13 protein-coding genes are annotated in these 13,866 nt (G+C 74.2%); 5 read left to right on the forward strand and 8 right to left on the reverse strand.

Annotated features, from left to right (window positions below; translation table 11 throughout):
* Nucleotides 1–3: 3 nt before the first annotated feature.
* The 5 genes from ZF1_RS21190 to ZF1_RS21210 all read right to left on the reverse strand — a co-directional run bounded on the left by ZF1_RS21190 (nucleotide 4) and on the right by ZF1_RS21210 (nucleotide 4,687).
* Nucleotides 4–861 (reverse strand): DUF4397 domain-containing protein, encoded by an 858-nt coding sequence (locus ZF1_RS21190; RefSeq protein ID WP_482638178.1) that lies wholly within the window; start codon nucleotides 859–861, stop codon nucleotides 4–6.
* A gap of 176 nt (nucleotides 862–1,037) precedes the next feature.
* Nucleotides 1,038–1,619 (reverse strand): HNH endonuclease, encoded by a 582-nt coding sequence (locus ZF1_RS21195; protein ID WP_476652381.1) that lies wholly within the window; start codon nucleotides 1,617–1,619, stop codon nucleotides 1,038–1,040.
* Nucleotides 1,620–1,794: 175 nt separating this feature from the next.
* Nucleotides 1,795–2,907, reverse strand: a complete 1,113-nt coding sequence (locus ZF1_RS21200) for a cystathionine gamma-lyase (protein ID WP_482638179.1) — start codon at nucleotides 2,905–2,907, stop codon at nucleotides 1,795–1,797.
* A 5-nt stretch (nucleotides 2,908–2,912) separates the two neighbouring features.
* Nucleotides 2,913–3,971: an NAD(P)H-dependent glycerol-3-phosphate dehydrogenase gene (locus ZF1_RS21205; protein ID WP_073578417.1), complete on the reverse strand. Its 1,059-nt coding sequence runs from the start codon at nucleotides 3,969–3,971 to the stop codon at nucleotides 2,913–2,915.
* On the reverse strand, nucleotides 3,968–4,687 hold the full coding sequence (locus tag ZF1_RS21210; RefSeq protein ID WP_073578418.1) for a lysophospholipid acyltransferase family protein: 720 nt from the start codon (nucleotides 4,685–4,687) through the stop codon (nucleotides 3,968–3,970). Before ZF1_RS21210 ends, ZF1_RS21205 begins: the two co-directional genes overlap by 4 nt.
* A 135-nt stretch (nucleotides 4,688–4,822) precedes the next feature.
* Here ZF1_RS21210 and cofC point away from each other — a divergent pair, with 135 nt between their 5' ends.
* From cofC to ZF1_RS21230, 4 genes are all read left to right on the forward strand, one after another.
* Nucleotides 4,823–5,554, forward strand: a complete 732-nt coding sequence (cofC, locus tag ZF1_RS21215; protein WP_062403655.1) for a 2-phospho-L-lactate guanylyltransferase — start codon at nucleotides 4,823–4,825, stop codon at nucleotides 5,552–5,554.
* A gap of 61 nt (nucleotides 5,555–5,615) precedes the next feature.
* Nucleotides 5,616–7,997, forward strand: coding sequence for an RNA degradosome polyphosphate kinase (locus ZF1_RS21220; RefSeq protein ID WP_482638180.1), 2,382 nt, complete (start codon nucleotides 5,616–5,618; stop codon nucleotides 7,995–7,997).
* Entirely contained in the window at nucleotides 7,997–8,944 is a 948-nt protein-coding gene (locus tag ZF1_RS21225; protein WP_482638181.1) for an NUDIX hydrolase, read from the forward strand. The genes ZF1_RS21220 and ZF1_RS21225 overlap by 1 nt, the downstream gene beginning before the upstream one ends.
* 386 nt (nucleotides 8,945–9,330) lie before the next feature.
* Nucleotides 9,331–10,263: an endonuclease domain-containing protein gene (locus ZF1_RS21230; RefSeq protein ID WP_482638182.1), complete on the forward strand. Its 933-nt coding sequence runs from the start codon at nucleotides 9,331–9,333 to the stop codon at nucleotides 10,261–10,263.
* Between the two features lie 186 nt (nucleotides 10,264–10,449).
* Here the strand turns inward: ZF1_RS21230 and ZF1_RS21235 are convergent, their stop codons facing one another.
* The 3 genes from ZF1_RS21235 to leuC all read right to left on the reverse strand — a co-directional run bounded on the left by ZF1_RS21235 (nucleotide 10,450) and on the right by leuC (nucleotide 13,095).
* Nucleotides 10,450–10,938, reverse strand: coding sequence for an HU family DNA-binding protein (locus ZF1_RS21235; protein ID WP_482638183.1), 489 nt, complete (start codon nucleotides 10,936–10,938; stop codon nucleotides 10,450–10,452).
* Nucleotides 10,939–11,077: 139 nt separating this feature from the next.
* A complete protein-coding gene (leuD, locus tag ZF1_RS21240; RefSeq protein ID WP_482638184.1) occupies nucleotides 11,078–11,668 on the reverse strand; it encodes a 3-isopropylmalate dehydratase small subunit in 591 nt (196 codons plus the stop codon).
* Nucleotides 11,668–13,095: a 3-isopropylmalate dehydratase large subunit gene (leuC, locus tag ZF1_RS21245; RefSeq protein ID WP_482638185.1), complete on the reverse strand. Its 1,428-nt coding sequence runs from the start codon at nucleotides 13,093–13,095 to the stop codon at nucleotides 11,668–11,670. The genes leuD and leuC overlap by 1 nt, the downstream gene beginning before the upstream one ends.
* A gap of 64 nt (nucleotides 13,096–13,159) precedes the next feature.
* Between leuC and ZF1_RS21250 the strand changes: the two genes are divergently transcribed.
* Nucleotides 13,160–13,864 (forward strand): IclR family transcriptional regulator, encoded by a 705-nt coding sequence (locus ZF1_RS21250; RefSeq protein WP_062397135.1) that lies wholly within the window; start codon nucleotides 13,160–13,162, stop codon nucleotides 13,862–13,864.
* Nucleotides 13,865–13,866: the final 2 nt, after the last annotated feature.

The raw sequence follows: 13,866 nt of genomic DNA on the forward strand, positions 1-13,866 counted from the left end.
CGGTCACCTCCGGCGGCGGGCCGCACCCAGGACGGTCATCCCGTAGGCCAGCACCGGGGCCGCCGGCAGGGCCAGGAGCAGCGGGAGGACACCCGGCCCGTCCGACGCGCCGCCGGCACCCGCGGGCACACCGCCCCGCGGGATCACCGGCGCCGCCGCGCTCCCTCCGGTGGCCGCGGTGACACCTGGCCGGTCGACGAGCGACTGCACCGTCAGGGCGCCGTCGGCGGCGGACGTCACGACCACGGTGCTCACCGAGCCCGGCCCGACGGGGAGCGTGGCGTCCTCGGTCCTGCCATCGCTGGCCAGACGCACGTCCCAGGTCCGCGCGTCGACGGTCGCGTACCCGGTCACCGTCCCGTAGCCGAGATCGGTGGCGAGACGGGGACCACCCACCGCCTGCGCCTCCAGCAGGGACCCGGCGTGGGCGGCCTGGACGAGCCTCACCCGGCCGAGACCCGCACCCGGGGCCGCCACGTCGTCGTCGACGACCCGCCCCTTCGGCCGTCCCTCCGGCGCACTGTCGAAGAAGAACAACGACCGCGAGGCTCCGGTGTCGACGCGGACCGGTGCCGAGATCAGGGCCGGAGAGTCCGGACCGCTCCCGACCGCGTGCATCGACACCGTGTACTGCCCGGCGGCGAGGTCGAGGTAGCCCGAGACGGTCCCGTAGCGCACGTCCGGCGCCGCCAGGCGCGGCGACGATGCGGCACCGTCCGGGCCCTCGATCCGGGCCTCGACGGCGCCGACCGACGGCGCGAGGTGGCCGAGCCGCAGCCGACCGGCCGGTGGCGACGCGTTCGCCACCGGCACGACGGACAGCGCCACGGCCGTCGCGAACAGCAGGGATCCGACCAACACGGCGATCCGTGCGCGCCGCCTCCGCCCGTCCATCGAGGGCTCCTCCGTCCAGGCCGGTATCCGGGCCCCGGCTGCTTCGCTCCTGAGATCAACGATCTTGGCGATGGCAGGTTACCCAGAATGGTGAACGGATCCCCAGGGGCGTGACAGCCCGTATTCAGTTGTGCGCGGTCATGTCATGCGACCGAGGCCAACCACGGCTCCCACGCGGGCAACGGCTCCACCGCCAGCACCAGCACCCCGGCACCCGTACGGGGCGGTGGCGCCGGTGTCGTCCCCAGTGTCCAGCCGATCTCCTCGATCAGCCGGTCCGCCTTGCGCGAGTTGCAGGCCTTGCAGGCGGCGACGCAGTTCTCCCAGGTGTGCGCGCCGCCGCGGCTGCGCGGGACCACGTGGTCGATCGTGTCGGCCCGCTTGCCGCAGTAGGCGCAGCGGCGGCAGTCGCGCCGCAGCACCCCGGCCCGGGTCATCGGGACCGAACGGCGGTAGGGCACCCGGACGTAGCGCGACAGGCGCAGGACCGAGGGTGCGGGGAGCGCGAGGTTCTCCGAGCGGAACTCGGCACCCTCCAGAGCTTCCTGGAGGCATTCCGCCTTGCCGGAGAGCAGCAGGCAGATGGCACGTTTGGACGTCACCACGGCCAGCGGTTCGAAGCTGGCGTTGAGGAGCAGGACCCGGGACCCCACCGGGACGTGAGCCGTGGTCGGCGGCTCGGTCCCGGGTGCCGGGACGGGATCGTCGGGGAGCGGATCGACCATCCGCAGATCTCCACCCGAGATCATCTCGGCACCACCGGGGACGGGTTGTCGGTACGGCACGCGACCACCTCCGCGAACGCTCGAGGTCCGGATGTAGTCGACCATACGGAAGCCGGGTTACGCGAGTGTGATAGACGGACCGACGCCGGGTGTCCCGTCGGTTCCGCGGCGCGGATCAGCCCCCGAGTGCGCCGATCACGTCGGCGAGGAGGTCGTCGGTGTCCTCGACCCCGCAGGACAGCCGCACCAGACCGTCCGGCACCGCGTCGCCCCAGCGCGCCCGCCGGTCCGCGGCGGTGCGCAGCCCACCGAAGCTCGTCGCCGAGTCGACCAGCGTCGTGGCGGCCAGGAAGTCCGAGACGGCGTGGGTGTCGGCGAGGGTGAACCGCAGGATCCCGTTCCAGCGCCGCATCTGGGTCCGGGCGAGCACGTGCGACGGGTCGTCGGCCAGCCCGGGCCAGCGCACGTCGTGCACGCCCGGGGTCTCCCGCAGCGCGACGGCGAGCGCGCGGGCGTTCTCGGCCTGCCGGGCCAGCCGCAGGTCCAGGGTGCCGAGCCCGCGCAGCGCCAGCCAGGTCTCCATCGGCCCGGCGATCGCGCCGCCGCGGGTGCGGAAGGCGCGGACCCGCTCGTGGTGCACCGGGTCGGCCGCGGACACGTGCCCGAGCAGCAGGTCCCCGTGCCCGGACAGCGCCTTGGTGTCGCTGGCGACGACGAGGTCCGCCCCGAGCGCGAGCGGCTGCTGCCCGAGCGGGGTGCACGTGGTGTTGTCGACGGCGACGACCGCACCGGCCGCGTGCGCGGCGGCGGCGACCGCGGCGACGTCGCAGACCTCCAGGCCGGGGTTCGACGGCGTCTCCAGCATCACCAGTGCGGGCCGGTGCCGGGCGATCGCCGAGGCCCAGTCGCCCGCGGTCGCGCAGTAGGCGACCGGCACCCCGAGCGGGGCGAGCTCCTCGTCGGCGAGCAGGCGCGCGACGTAGTAGCCGTCGCTGGGCAGCAGCACGCCGCGCCCGGTACCGGTGAAGGCGCGCAGGACCGCGGCGATCGCGGCCATCCCGGACGGGAACACCGTGCACGGCCCGCCGTCGAGCTCGCCGACGGCGGCCTCGAACTGCCGCCACGTCGGGTTGTCCGCGCGGGCGTAGAAGTCCGCGCCCGGGTCGGCCTCCTCCGGGCGCCCGAGGTGGTACGTGCTGGTCAGCACCGGCCCGCGGTGCACCGGATCGCCGACGGCGTGGGCGTCGTGCTCCCCGCCGCGCACGCAGCGGGTGCCGTCTCCGAGCATGGGGTTCACTCCGGCTTCGGGGCCCGGGAGATCAGCTCCTTGGCCATCTGGTGGGCGGTCATGCCCTCGTGGCAGACCCGGCGCACCGCGTCGGCGATGGGCAGCTCCACCCCGGCGCGCTCACCGAGCTCGCAGATCGACAGGCAGGACTTCACGCCCTCGGCGACCTGACCGTGGTTGGCCTTCTCCGCCTCGGCGAGACTCGCGCCGCGGCCGAGCTGCTCGCCGAAGGTGCGGTTGCGCGACAGCGGGGAGCTGCACGTCGCCACCAGGTCGCCCATGCCGGCCAGGCCGGCGAAGGTCAGCGGCGAGGCACCGAGCGCCATCCCGAGCCGGGACATCTCGGCCAGCCCGCGGGTGATCAGCGACGCCCGCGAGTTGTCGCCCAGACCCATCCCGGACGCGACGCCGACGGCCAGCGCGATGACGTTCTTGCCCGCCCCGCCCAGCTCCGCCCCGACGACGTCGGTGTTGGTGTAGGCGCGGAAGTAACCGGTCGCACAGGCGGTCTGCAGCGCCACCGCACGGTCGTGGTCCTCGCACGCGATGACGGTGGCCGTCGGCTGCTCGTGGGCGATCTCCGCGGCCAGGTTCGGCCCGGACACCACGGCGAGCCGGTCCACCCCGACGCCGGTGACGTCGTCGATGACCTCGGTCATCCGCTTGAGCGTCCCCAGCTCGACGCCCTTGGCCAGGCTGGTGAGGGTGACCCCGGCCGGGACCAGGTCCCGCCAGCGCTCCAGGTTGTCGCGCAGCGACTGCGACGGCACCGCGAGGATCACCGCGTCGGCCCCGTCGAGGGCCTCGGCCGCGTCGTGGGTGGCCCGCAGCGTGTCCGGCAGCGCGACGTCGGACAGGTAGTCGGGGTTGCGCCGGTCGGCGTTGATCGCCTCGGCCACCTCCGCCCGGCGGGCCCACAGCCGCACGTCGCGGCCGGCGTCGCCGAGGACCTTCGCGAACGCGGTGCCCCAGCTGCCCGCGCCGAGCACGGCGACGCGGTGGATCGAGTGCACGGGTTCGTTGACCGGACGCTCCCCGAACGACGGGGCCGGGGGGACGCTCATCGGCCCGCCTCGCTCTCCGGGCGGCGGCGGTAGAACTCCTCCGGCGCGTCCTCGTCGCGGACCTCGGCGAGCAGCTCCCGCACCCGTCCCATGATCAGGTCGGTGACCTCGCGCAGGATGTGGGCGTCCAGCGGGCGCCCGCGGTAGGCGCTCAGGTCCACCGGGTCCCCCGCGCGCAGCACGACGTCGGTGCGCGGCAGCGGGCGGAACTTCTTCTCGTAGCCGTTCAGGACCTCGCGGGTCCCCCAGTGCACCATCGGGATGACCGGCACGTCCGAGGCCAGCGCCATCCGCGCGACGCCGGTGCGCGAGCGCATCGGCCACCCGTCGGGGTCGCGGGTGATGGTGCCCTCCGGGTAGATGATGACGATCTTGCCGTCGGCCAGGGCCTGCGTCCCGGCGGCCAGGCTCTGCTGGGCGTCGGCCGAGTCGCGGTAGACCGGGATCTGCCCCGAGCCGCGCAGCACCTGCCCGAGCACCGGCACCTGCCACAGGCTGCTCTTGGCCAGGAACCGGGGCACCCGCCCCGCGCTGTGCACGTAGGTCCCGGTGTGGATCGGGTCCAGGTGCGAGATGTGGTTGCCGACCAGCAGCGCGCCGCCCCGGGCCGGGAGGTGCTCACGGCCCTGGTAGCGCGGCCGGCCGGTGAGCCAGCCGATCGAGTAGAAGAACGGGACGGCGAAACCGACCCAGAATCCGCCCTTCTCGCGTGCCACCGGCGGCCTCCTCCTGCCCGCCTCGGTGGCGGGTCGTGGGGTCGTCGCGGATCGGGATGATCCGGATCTCGTCCGTGGAGTCTCCCCACAGAGGCCCCACGGTGTCACGCGGGGTGCCAGACTGGGGCCGTGACCCTGCGGGTGGACCTGGTCGTACCGGTGAAACCGCTGCCCCGCGCCAAGACCCGGCTGCGCGGCGCCGCCGACGGCGGGGTGGGTGATCTCGACGCGCACCAGCGGCTCGCGCTGGCCCTGGCCCGCGACACGGTGGCCGCCGCCGTCGCCGCGACGGCGGTCCGGCACGTGCTGGTGATCTCCTCGGACCCGGCGGTGGCGATGGAGGTCGGCGCGCTCGGCGCGGAGGTCGTCACCGACCCCGGCCGCCGGCTCAACGGCGCGCTGCGCCACGGTGCCGCGCTGCTGCGCTCGCGCGACCCGCACGCCGCGCTGGGGGCGCTGCAGGCCGACCTGCCCGCGCTGCGCCCGGCCGAGCTCGACGACGCCGTCGCCGCGGCCGCCGTGCTGTTCGCCGCCGGCGCGACCCGCGCCTTCCAGCCCGACGCCCCCGGCGAGGGCACCACGCTGCTGCTCGTCGCGCCGGGCCACGACCTCGACCCGCACTTCGGCCGCGGCTCGGCCGCCCGGCACAGCGCCTCCGGGGCACGCCCGCTGCCCGGTGTCCGTCCCGGTCTGCGGCGCGACGTCGACACCGCCGCCGACCTCGACGACGCCGTCGCCCTCGGGGTGGGGGTGTGGACCCGGGCCGTGGTCGACGCCCGGCACGGGCCGCCCGCCGCACCTCACCCACCCGGATGTCCCCCGCCCGGTGACGCCGTCGCCCGACGGTGTGGCACACCACGTACGTGACATCGCCGGACGGGGCCGTGTCCGCGTGGACGGTTGCGGAGCGGTACGAAACAATTGCGACGTGAGTGACGACTCGGCGACCCTGGACGGACGGAACGGCACCTCCGCGCACCCGGGGGGCCGTCCCCGGACGGCGTCGCGCCGTGCCCCGCGTCCGGCGTCGCGGCGGCTGCACACCGCGAGCCGCAGCGTCGCCGAGCAGGCACCGGCCGCGGAGATCCCGTCCCAGCAGCACGTGCCGTCGGGACCCGCGACGCCGCCCGCGCCGCCGGCCGCCGCGCCGTCGCAGGTCCAGGGGGCCGCCCCGATCGCGCCGCCCGCGGGGGCGACCACCCCGGCGTCGACGATGGCCGAGCTGCTCCCCGAGGACCGCTACCTCAACCGCGAGCTGTCCTGGCTCGACTTCAACGCCCGGGTGCTGGCCCTGGCCGAGGACTCCAGCCAGCCGCTGCTGGAGCGCGCGAAGTTCCTCGCGATCTTCGCCTCCAACCTCGACGAGTTCTACATGGTCCGGGTCGCGGGTCTGAAGCGCCGCGACGAGACCGGCCTGTCCGTGCGCAGCGCCGACGGGCTGACCCCGCGCCAGCAGCTGGCCCGGATCACCGAGCGGAGCCGCGCGCTGTCGCGGGCGCACGCCGAGGTGTTCATGGATGAGCTGCTCCCCGAGCTCGACGCGGCCGGCGTCCACCTGCGCAGCTGGGAGGACCTGACCGACGCCGAGCGCCTGCGGCTGTCGGACTACTTCACCGAGACGGTGTTCCCGGTGCTCACCCCGCTCGCGGTGGACCCGGCGCACCCGTTCCCCTACATCTCCGGGCTGTCGCTCAACCTCGCGGTGACCGTCCGCGACCCCGAGGGCCGGACCGAGCGGTTCGCCCGGGTCAAGGTGCCGAACAACGTGCCGCGGCTGGTGTCGGTCGACCCGCCGGACACCGACACCCGCGCCGGGAACCGGCAGTGCACGTTCCTGCCGATCGAGGACCTCATCTCCGCGCACCTCGGCGACCTGTTCAACGGCATGGAGGTCACCGAGGTCCACCCGTTCCGCGTCACCCGCAACGCCGACCTCGAGGTCGAGGAGGACCGCGACGAGGACCTCCTGCAGGCCCTGGAGCGCGAGCTGGCCCGGCGCCGGTTCGGTCCGCCGGTCCGCCTCGAGGTGCTCGACACGATGTCCGAGCACGTGCTGGAGCTGCTGCTGCGCGAGCTCGACGTCGACCCGAACGACGTCGTCACCGTCCCCGGGCTGCTCGACCTCACCGGCCTGTGGCAGGTGCACGGGGTCAACCGTCCCGACCTGAAGGACGAGCCGTTCCGCCCCGCCACGCACCCGGCCTTCGCCGAGCGGGAGACCCCGCGCAGTGTGTTCGCGACCCTGCGCGAGGGCGACGTGCTGGTGCACCACCCCTACGACTCGTTCTCGACGTCGGTGCAGCGCTTCATCGAGCAGGCCGCCGCCGACCCGAACGTGCTCGCGATCAAGCAGACCCTCTACCGCACCTCCGGCGACTCCCCGATCGTCAACGCCCTGATCGACGCCGCCGAGGCGGGCAAGCAGGTCGTCGCCCTGGTCGAGATCAAGGCCCGGTTCGACGAGCAGGCCAACATCCGCTGGGCACGCGAGCTGGAGAAGGCCGGCGTGCACGTCGTCTACGGCCTGGTGGGGCTCAAGACGCACTGCAAGACCTGCCTGGTCGTGCGCCAGGAGGGGTCGGAGATCCGCCGCTACTGCCACATCGGCACCGGCAACTACAACCCGAAGACCGCGCGGCTCTACGAGGACGTCGGCGTGCTCACCGCCGACCCGACCATCGGCGCGGACCTCACCGACCTGTTCAACTCCCTCACCGGCTACTCGCGGCAGACCTCCTACCGGAGCCTGCTCGTCGCGCCGTATGGGATCCGCCGCGGCATCGTCCGCCGCATCGACGACGAGATCGAGGCGCACCTGTCCGGCGAGTCCGGCGCGCGGGTGCAGATCAAGGCGAACTCGCTGGTCGACGAGGCCATCATCGACGCCTGCTACCGGGCGTCGCAGGCGGGCGTGCCGGTCGACATCGTGGTGCGCGGCATCTGCGCGATCGTGCCCGGCCGCCCCGGGCTGAGCGAGAACATCACCGTCCGGTCGATCCTCGGGCCGTTCCTGGAGCACTCCCGGGTGCTGCACTTCGGCTCGGCCGACGAGTACTGGATCGGCTCGGCGGACATGATGCACCGCAACCTGGACCGCCGGGTCGAGGTCATGCTGCGGGTCGCCGACCCGAAGCTGGCCGACCAGCTCGGCGCGATGTTCGACTCCTGCCTGGACCCGGCGACGCGCTGCTGGACGCTCGGGCCGGACGGGACCTGGTCGCCGTCGCCCGCGCCGGGCTCGGAGAACATCCGGGTCCGCGACCACCAGGTCGAGATGATGAACTCCCGTCGCGGCAGCAGCGAGGACTGATGCTGTCCGCACAGCTCCGGACCGACGGCGCCGAGGTCGATCCGGCGGGCATCGCCGACGTCGTCGCGGCCGGGACGGTGCCGTGGCGCCGCGCGGACGACGGCACCGTCGAGGTGGCCCTGGTCCACCGCCCCCGCTACGACGACTGGTCCTGGCCCAAGGGGCACCAGGACCCGGGCGAGGCGCTGACCCTGACGGCGCTGCGCGAGACCGCCGAGGAGGCGCACCTGGGGTGCCGCCTCGGCGCCCGGCTCGGCCACACCGCGTACGCCGTGCCCGGCAAGGGCCAGAAGGTCGTGCACTACTGGGCCGCCGAGGCCGTCCGCGACCACGGCTTCTCCGGCACCGACGAGACCGACGACCTGCGCTGGCTGCCCCGCGACGAGGCCGCCGCGCTCCTCACCCGCCCGACCGACGCCGACCTGCTGGACCGGCTCGACCGGGTGGGGCCGCCGTCGTCGACGGTGGTGCTCGTGCGGCACGCCAAGGCGGGGAGCCGGACCGCCTGGGAGGGCGACGACGACCTGCGCCCCCTGTCCGGTACCGGGTTCACCCAGGCCGACCGGCTCGCGGACTTCCTCGACCGCTTCGGCCCGGACCGGCTCGCGACCGCCCCGCCGTTGCGCTGCGGCCAGACGATCGAGCCGTACGCCCATGCGTCCGGCGCGGGCGAACCGGACGTGGAGCCGCTGCTCGGTGAGCACGGCTACTGGGTCTCCCCCGCCGACGGCCTGGCCCGCTTCCGCACCCTCGCGGCGCAGCCCGGTGTGACGCTGCTGTGCAGCCAGGGCGGGGTCATCCCGGACGTCGTCGGGCACCTGCTCGCCGCCGCGGGCCGGTCCCCCGAGCCCGAGCTGCCCTCGCACAAGGCCAGCACCTGGGTCCTGGGCTTCGGCGACGACGGCGCCCTGCTGTCGGCCGACTACTACCGCCGTCCGCCCTCCTGACCCGCGCCACCATCCCGCGCCTACCGCCCCGCTCGCTGTCGCGCCTCCCGCCGCGCCTCGCACTCCGTGCGACCGCCACTCACCGCCCGCCACTCCGTGCGGCCGCGGTTCCGCACGCCCGTCGGTCGCGCGCCCGTCGGTCGCGCGCCCGTCACTCCGCGCGCCCGACCCCCGCGCTGAGCCGATCGCCCCACCCCGCCGTTCCGCCTGCCCTTCCCCAGCGTGACCGGGCCGCGCGTCGATCAGTACCTGAGTGCTCGTCGGCCCCGGGTCGGCAGCACTGGTGCACTGATCGAACGGTCTCGGAGGCGCCGTCCCGTGTGCGATCGCGAACGGGCGCGCCGGTTCCGGCCCGCCGGGCGAGGGCCGGGGTGCAGGGTGCGCGGGTGGAGGAGCCGTTCCGGGGGTCGGAGGCCGTCGCGCGCGGGATCGTCACGCCGGCGCGGCTGCGCGGGCCACGGTTCGTGCGTCTGTTCCCCGACGTGTACGTGTCTGCGGCGGTCCCCATGACCCCGGTGATCCGGGCCCGGGCCGCATCGGTCTACGCCGGGCCCCTCGGCGCGGCGTCGGCCTTCTCGGCGGCCGAGATCCTGCGCGCGTCCTGCGGGCCGTGGACGGCGCCCGCCGAGCTCGTCGCGCCACGGCGGATCCGGCCCCGCCCGGACCTGCTCGCGCACCAGGGCGTCCCCCTCGAACCCGGTCTCTGCGACGGCGTCCGGGTCACCTCACCCCGCGCCACGGCGTGGGAGCTGTGCCGGCGGCTCGAGCTCGTCGACGCCGTCGTCGCCCTCGACGCGCTCGCCGCCCGCAGACGGGATCGGCCGGTGTTCGTACCGGTACAGGGCACACCGGCACCCGACCAGCCGAGACTGTCCAGGATGACGGCGCCGTGCCCCGGCTTCGACCCCGCCGACCTCCTGGTCCTGCGGTCGCTGTACCCGCACGTGCGGGGCTCGGCCCGGCTGGACCGGGTCGTCGCACTCGCCGACCCCCGGGCGGAATCGCCACCCGAGACCCGGCTACGGCTGTTGCTCGTTCTCTCCGGGCTCCCCGTCCCGCAGGTCCAGTTCCCGTTGTGCGACGCCCGCGGCCGCCCCTGGGCGCGTTTCGACCTCGCCTACCCCGACGCCCTGCTCGCCATCGAGTACGACGGCGCCCACCACGACGACCCGCTCGACCGCGTACGCGACACCCGCACCGCGGCGCTGGGATGGCAGACCCTCCGGATCACCGCCGACGGCCTCACCCGCAACGCCCGCCGCACCGTCGGGACGGTCCGCGCCCTGCTCGCCCAACGCACCCACCTCACCTCGCCCTGACCCGCACCGGCGCGGTGTCCCGGACCCCACTCGACGCCCCCCGCTCTCCTGCACGGACCCCCGTCGATCAGTACGTGAGCGTCGCTGCGTTCCGGTCGGACAGCACTCACGTACTGATCGACGCACTCGTGGACGGCGAGCACAGGACGGCGTGGCAGGGCAGACCACGGCGGCGCGGTGGCGCGGCTACTTCTCCGCAGCGGCCTTCCGTCGGGCCGGCTTCTTCGCCGAGGCGGCCGCCTTCTTCGGGGCAGCCGCCTTCTTCGCCGGAGCGGTCGCGGCGGCCGGAGCGCCCGCGGTGTCCGGCGGGATCGTCTTGCGGGTCGCGGTGCTGCGACCGGTGCCCGTCGCGGCTCGCTCGGTACGGCGGGGGGCGCTGGTCGCGTTCGCGGCGGCGGCCTCGCTGGCGGCCACCCGCTCCTTGAAGGCGGCGCCGGGCCGGAACGACGGCACCACGGTCTCCCCGACGGGCACCGTCTCCCCGGTGCGCGGGTTGCGGGCGGTGCGCGGCGCGCGTCGTCGCGGCTCGAACACCCCGAACCCGGTCAGGGTGACGGTCTCACCACGGCCGACGGCGTCCACGATCACCTCGACCATCGCGTCGACGGCCGACGTGGCGGCACGACGGTCTCCGAGCCGGGCGGTCAGCGCATCGACGAGCTGAGCCTTGTTCATGGTCACGAAAGGTAAGGCTGCGGCCCTGCCGCGCACCAGATCCCGACGCGAGTCCAGGTCGCATACCGTCCGTCAGCACAGGTCCGAACGGGTGATCACCACGACATCTGTCGGAGCATGGTGACCACCCGTGTTCGGATCAGGCCAGAGTGCGTGGCATCCGGGCGGGCCGGGTTCCCTCGAACGCGGTGATGTCGCCCTCGTGCCGCAGGGTCAGTCCGATGTCGTCGAGACCCTCGAGCAGCCGCCACCGGGCGTAGTCGTCGATCTCGAACGGCACGGTCAGGTCGCCGGCCTGCACGGTCTTCTCACCCAGGTCCACGGTGATCTCCGTGCCGGGCTCGGTCTCGAGCTTCTTCCAGATCAGCTCGACGTCGGGCTGGGCGACCTCGGCGGCCACCAGCCCCGCCTTCGCCGAGTTGCCGCGGAAGATGTCGGCGAACCGCGACGAGATGACGACCCGGAAGCCGTAGTCCATCAGCGCCCAGACCGCGTGCTCACGCGAGGAGCCGGTGCCGAAGTCCGGACCCGCGACGAGCACCGACCCCCGGTCGAAGGGCTCGTTGTTGAGCACGAAGGACGGGTCGTCGCGCCAGGCGGAGAACAGGCCGTCCTCGAAGCCGGTGCGGGTGACCCGCTTGAGGTAGACGGCCGGGATGATCTGGTCGGTGTCCACGTTGGACCAGCGCAGCGGCACGCCGATCCCGGTGTGGGTGTCGAACTTCTCCATCAGTCCAGGTCCTCCGGGCTGCTCAGCGTGCCGCGCACGGCGGTCGCGGCGGCGACCAGCGGCGACACCAGGTGGGTACGGCCGCCCTTGCCCTGCCGCCCCTCGAAGTTGCGGTTCGAGGTGGACGCGCAGCGCTCACCGGGCGCGAGCTGGTCGGGGTTCATTCCCAGGCACATCGAACAGCCCGCGGAGCGCCACTCGGCGCCCGCGGAGGTGAAGACCTTGTCCAGGCCCTCCTCCTCGGCCTGGAAGCGCACCCGCATCGACCCCGGGACGACGAGCATCCGCACGCCCTTCGCGACCGAGCGTCCGTCGAGCACCTCCGCGACCGAGCGCAGGTCCTCGATCCGGCCGTTGGTGCAGGAGCCGACGAACACCGCGTCGACGGGCACCTCCCGCAGCGGGGTCCCACCGGTGAGGCCCATGTAGGCCAGCGCCTTCTCCACGGCGGCGCGCTCGCCGTCGTCGGAAATGGCGGCCGGGTCGGGCACGGATTCGCCCAGCGGCAGGCCCTGACCGGGGTTGGTGCCCCAGGTGACGAACGGGGTGAGCTCGTCGGCGTCGATCCGCACGACCCGGTCGAACTCGGCACCGTCGTCGGTGCGCAGGGACCGCCAGTCGGCGACGGCGGAGTCCCAGTCGTCGCCGGCCGGGGCGTGGTCGCGGCCCTCGAGGTAGGCGAAGGTCGTCTCGTCCGGGGCGATCATGCCCGCACGGGCACCGGCCTCGATCGACATGTTGCAGATCGTCATCCGGGCCTCCATCGAGAGGTTGTCGATGACGTTGCCCCGGTACTCCAGCACGTGGCCCTGCCCGCCGCCGGTCCCGATCCGGGCGATCACGGCGAGGATGACGTCCTTGGAGGTGACGCCCGGGCGCAGCGTGCCGTCGGCGCTGGTCACCTCGATCGCCATCGTCCGGAACGGCTTGAGCGGCAGGGTCTGCGTGGCGAGCACGTGCTCGACCTCGGAGGTTCCGATGCCGAACGCCATCGCGCCGAACGCGCCGTGGGTGGAGGTGTGGGAGTCCCCGCAGACCACCGTGGTGCCCGGCTGGGTCAGCCCCAGCTGCGGCCCGACCACGTGCACGATCCCCTGCTCGGGGTCGTTCATCGGGTGCAGGCGGACGCCGAACTCCTCGCAGTTGCGACGTAGGGTCTCCACCTGGGTCCGCGAGACCTCGTCCGCGATCGGGGCGAGGACGTCGAGGGTCGGGACGTTGTGGTCCTCGGTGGCGATGGTGAGGTCCGGACGGCGGACCGGGCGGCCCGCGAGCCGGAGCCCGTCGAACGCCTGCGGGCTCGTGACCTCGTGCACCAGGTGCAGGTCGATGTAGAGCAGGTCGGGCTCGTCGCCCTCGCCCTTGCGGACGAGGTGCCGGTCCCAGACCTTCTCGGCCAGCGTGCGCGGCTTCTCTGCGGTGGTCACGCCCGCCTCCTCTGTGATCTGATCGCGGTGGACTTCCCAGATCGTGGGAAGTTAGTATCGGAACGTGGGACAGTCTAGCGGGATCGGCGTGCTCGACAAGGCCGTGGGGGTTCTCCGGGCGACGGCGGAGGGGCCGTGCGGCCTGGCGGAGCTCTGTGAGCGCACCGGCCTGCCGCGGGCCACGGCCCACCGGCTCGCCGTCGGGCTCGAGGCGCACGGGATGCTGCTGCGCACACCGGACGGGCGCTGGCACCCGGGCCCGACCCTCGGCCAGCTCGCGGGCGGGCGGCCGGACCCGCTGCTCGACGCCGCGGCCGCCGTCCTGCCTCGGCTGCGCGACATCACCGGCGAGAGCGTCCAGCTCTACCGGCGCGACGGGATCCACCGGATCTGCATCGCGCACGCCGAGCCGCCGTCCGGCCTGCGGGACACCGTGCCCGTCGGGTCCCGGCTGCCGATGACCGCGGGCTCCGGGGCGAAGGTGCTCGCCGCCTGGTGCGACCCGGCCACGCAGCGGCTCGTCCTCGCCGACGCGAGCTTCTCCGAGCGCGTGCTCGTCGACGTCCGCCGCCGCGGCTGGGCACAGAGCGTCGCCGAACGTGAGGCCGGGGTGGCGTCGGTGTCGGCCCCGGTGCGCGACGCGGCGGGCCAGGTCGTCGCCGCCGTCTCGGTGTCCGGGCCGGTGGACCGGATCGGGCGCCGTCCGGGGGTCCGCTGGGCGGCCGACCTGCTCGCCGCGGCGGACGCGTTGCAGCACCGGCTCACCTGATC

It is taken from the genome of Pseudonocardia sp. ZF1 (assembly GCF_056835605.1).

Excerpts from the sequence above, each read along its gene's own strand:
- ZF1_RS21195 (WP_476652381.1), bottom strand. The coding sequence starts at position 1,619 with ATGGTCGATCCGCTCCCCGACGATCCCGTCCCGGCACCCGGGACCGAG.
- ZF1_RS21200 (WP_482638179.1), bottom strand. The coding sequence starts at position 2,907 with ATGCTCGGAGACGGCACCCGCTGCGTGCGCGGCGGGGAGCACGACGCC.
- ZF1_RS21205 (WP_073578417.1), bottom strand. The coding sequence starts at position 3,971 with ATGAGCGTCCCCCCGGCCCCGTCGTTCGGGGAGCGTCCGGTCAACGAA.
- ZF1_RS21225 (WP_482638181.1), top strand. The coding sequence starts at position 7,997 with ATGCTGTCCGCACAGCTCCGGACCGACGGCGCCGAGGTCGATCCGGCG.
- ZF1_RS21235 (WP_482638183.1), bottom strand. The coding sequence starts at position 10,938 with ATGAACAAGGCTCAGCTCGTCGATGCGCTGACCGCCCGGCTCGGAGAC.
- leuD (WP_482638184.1), bottom strand. The coding sequence starts at position 11,668 with ATGGAGAAGTTCGACACCCACACCGGGATCGGCGTGCCGCTGCGCTGG.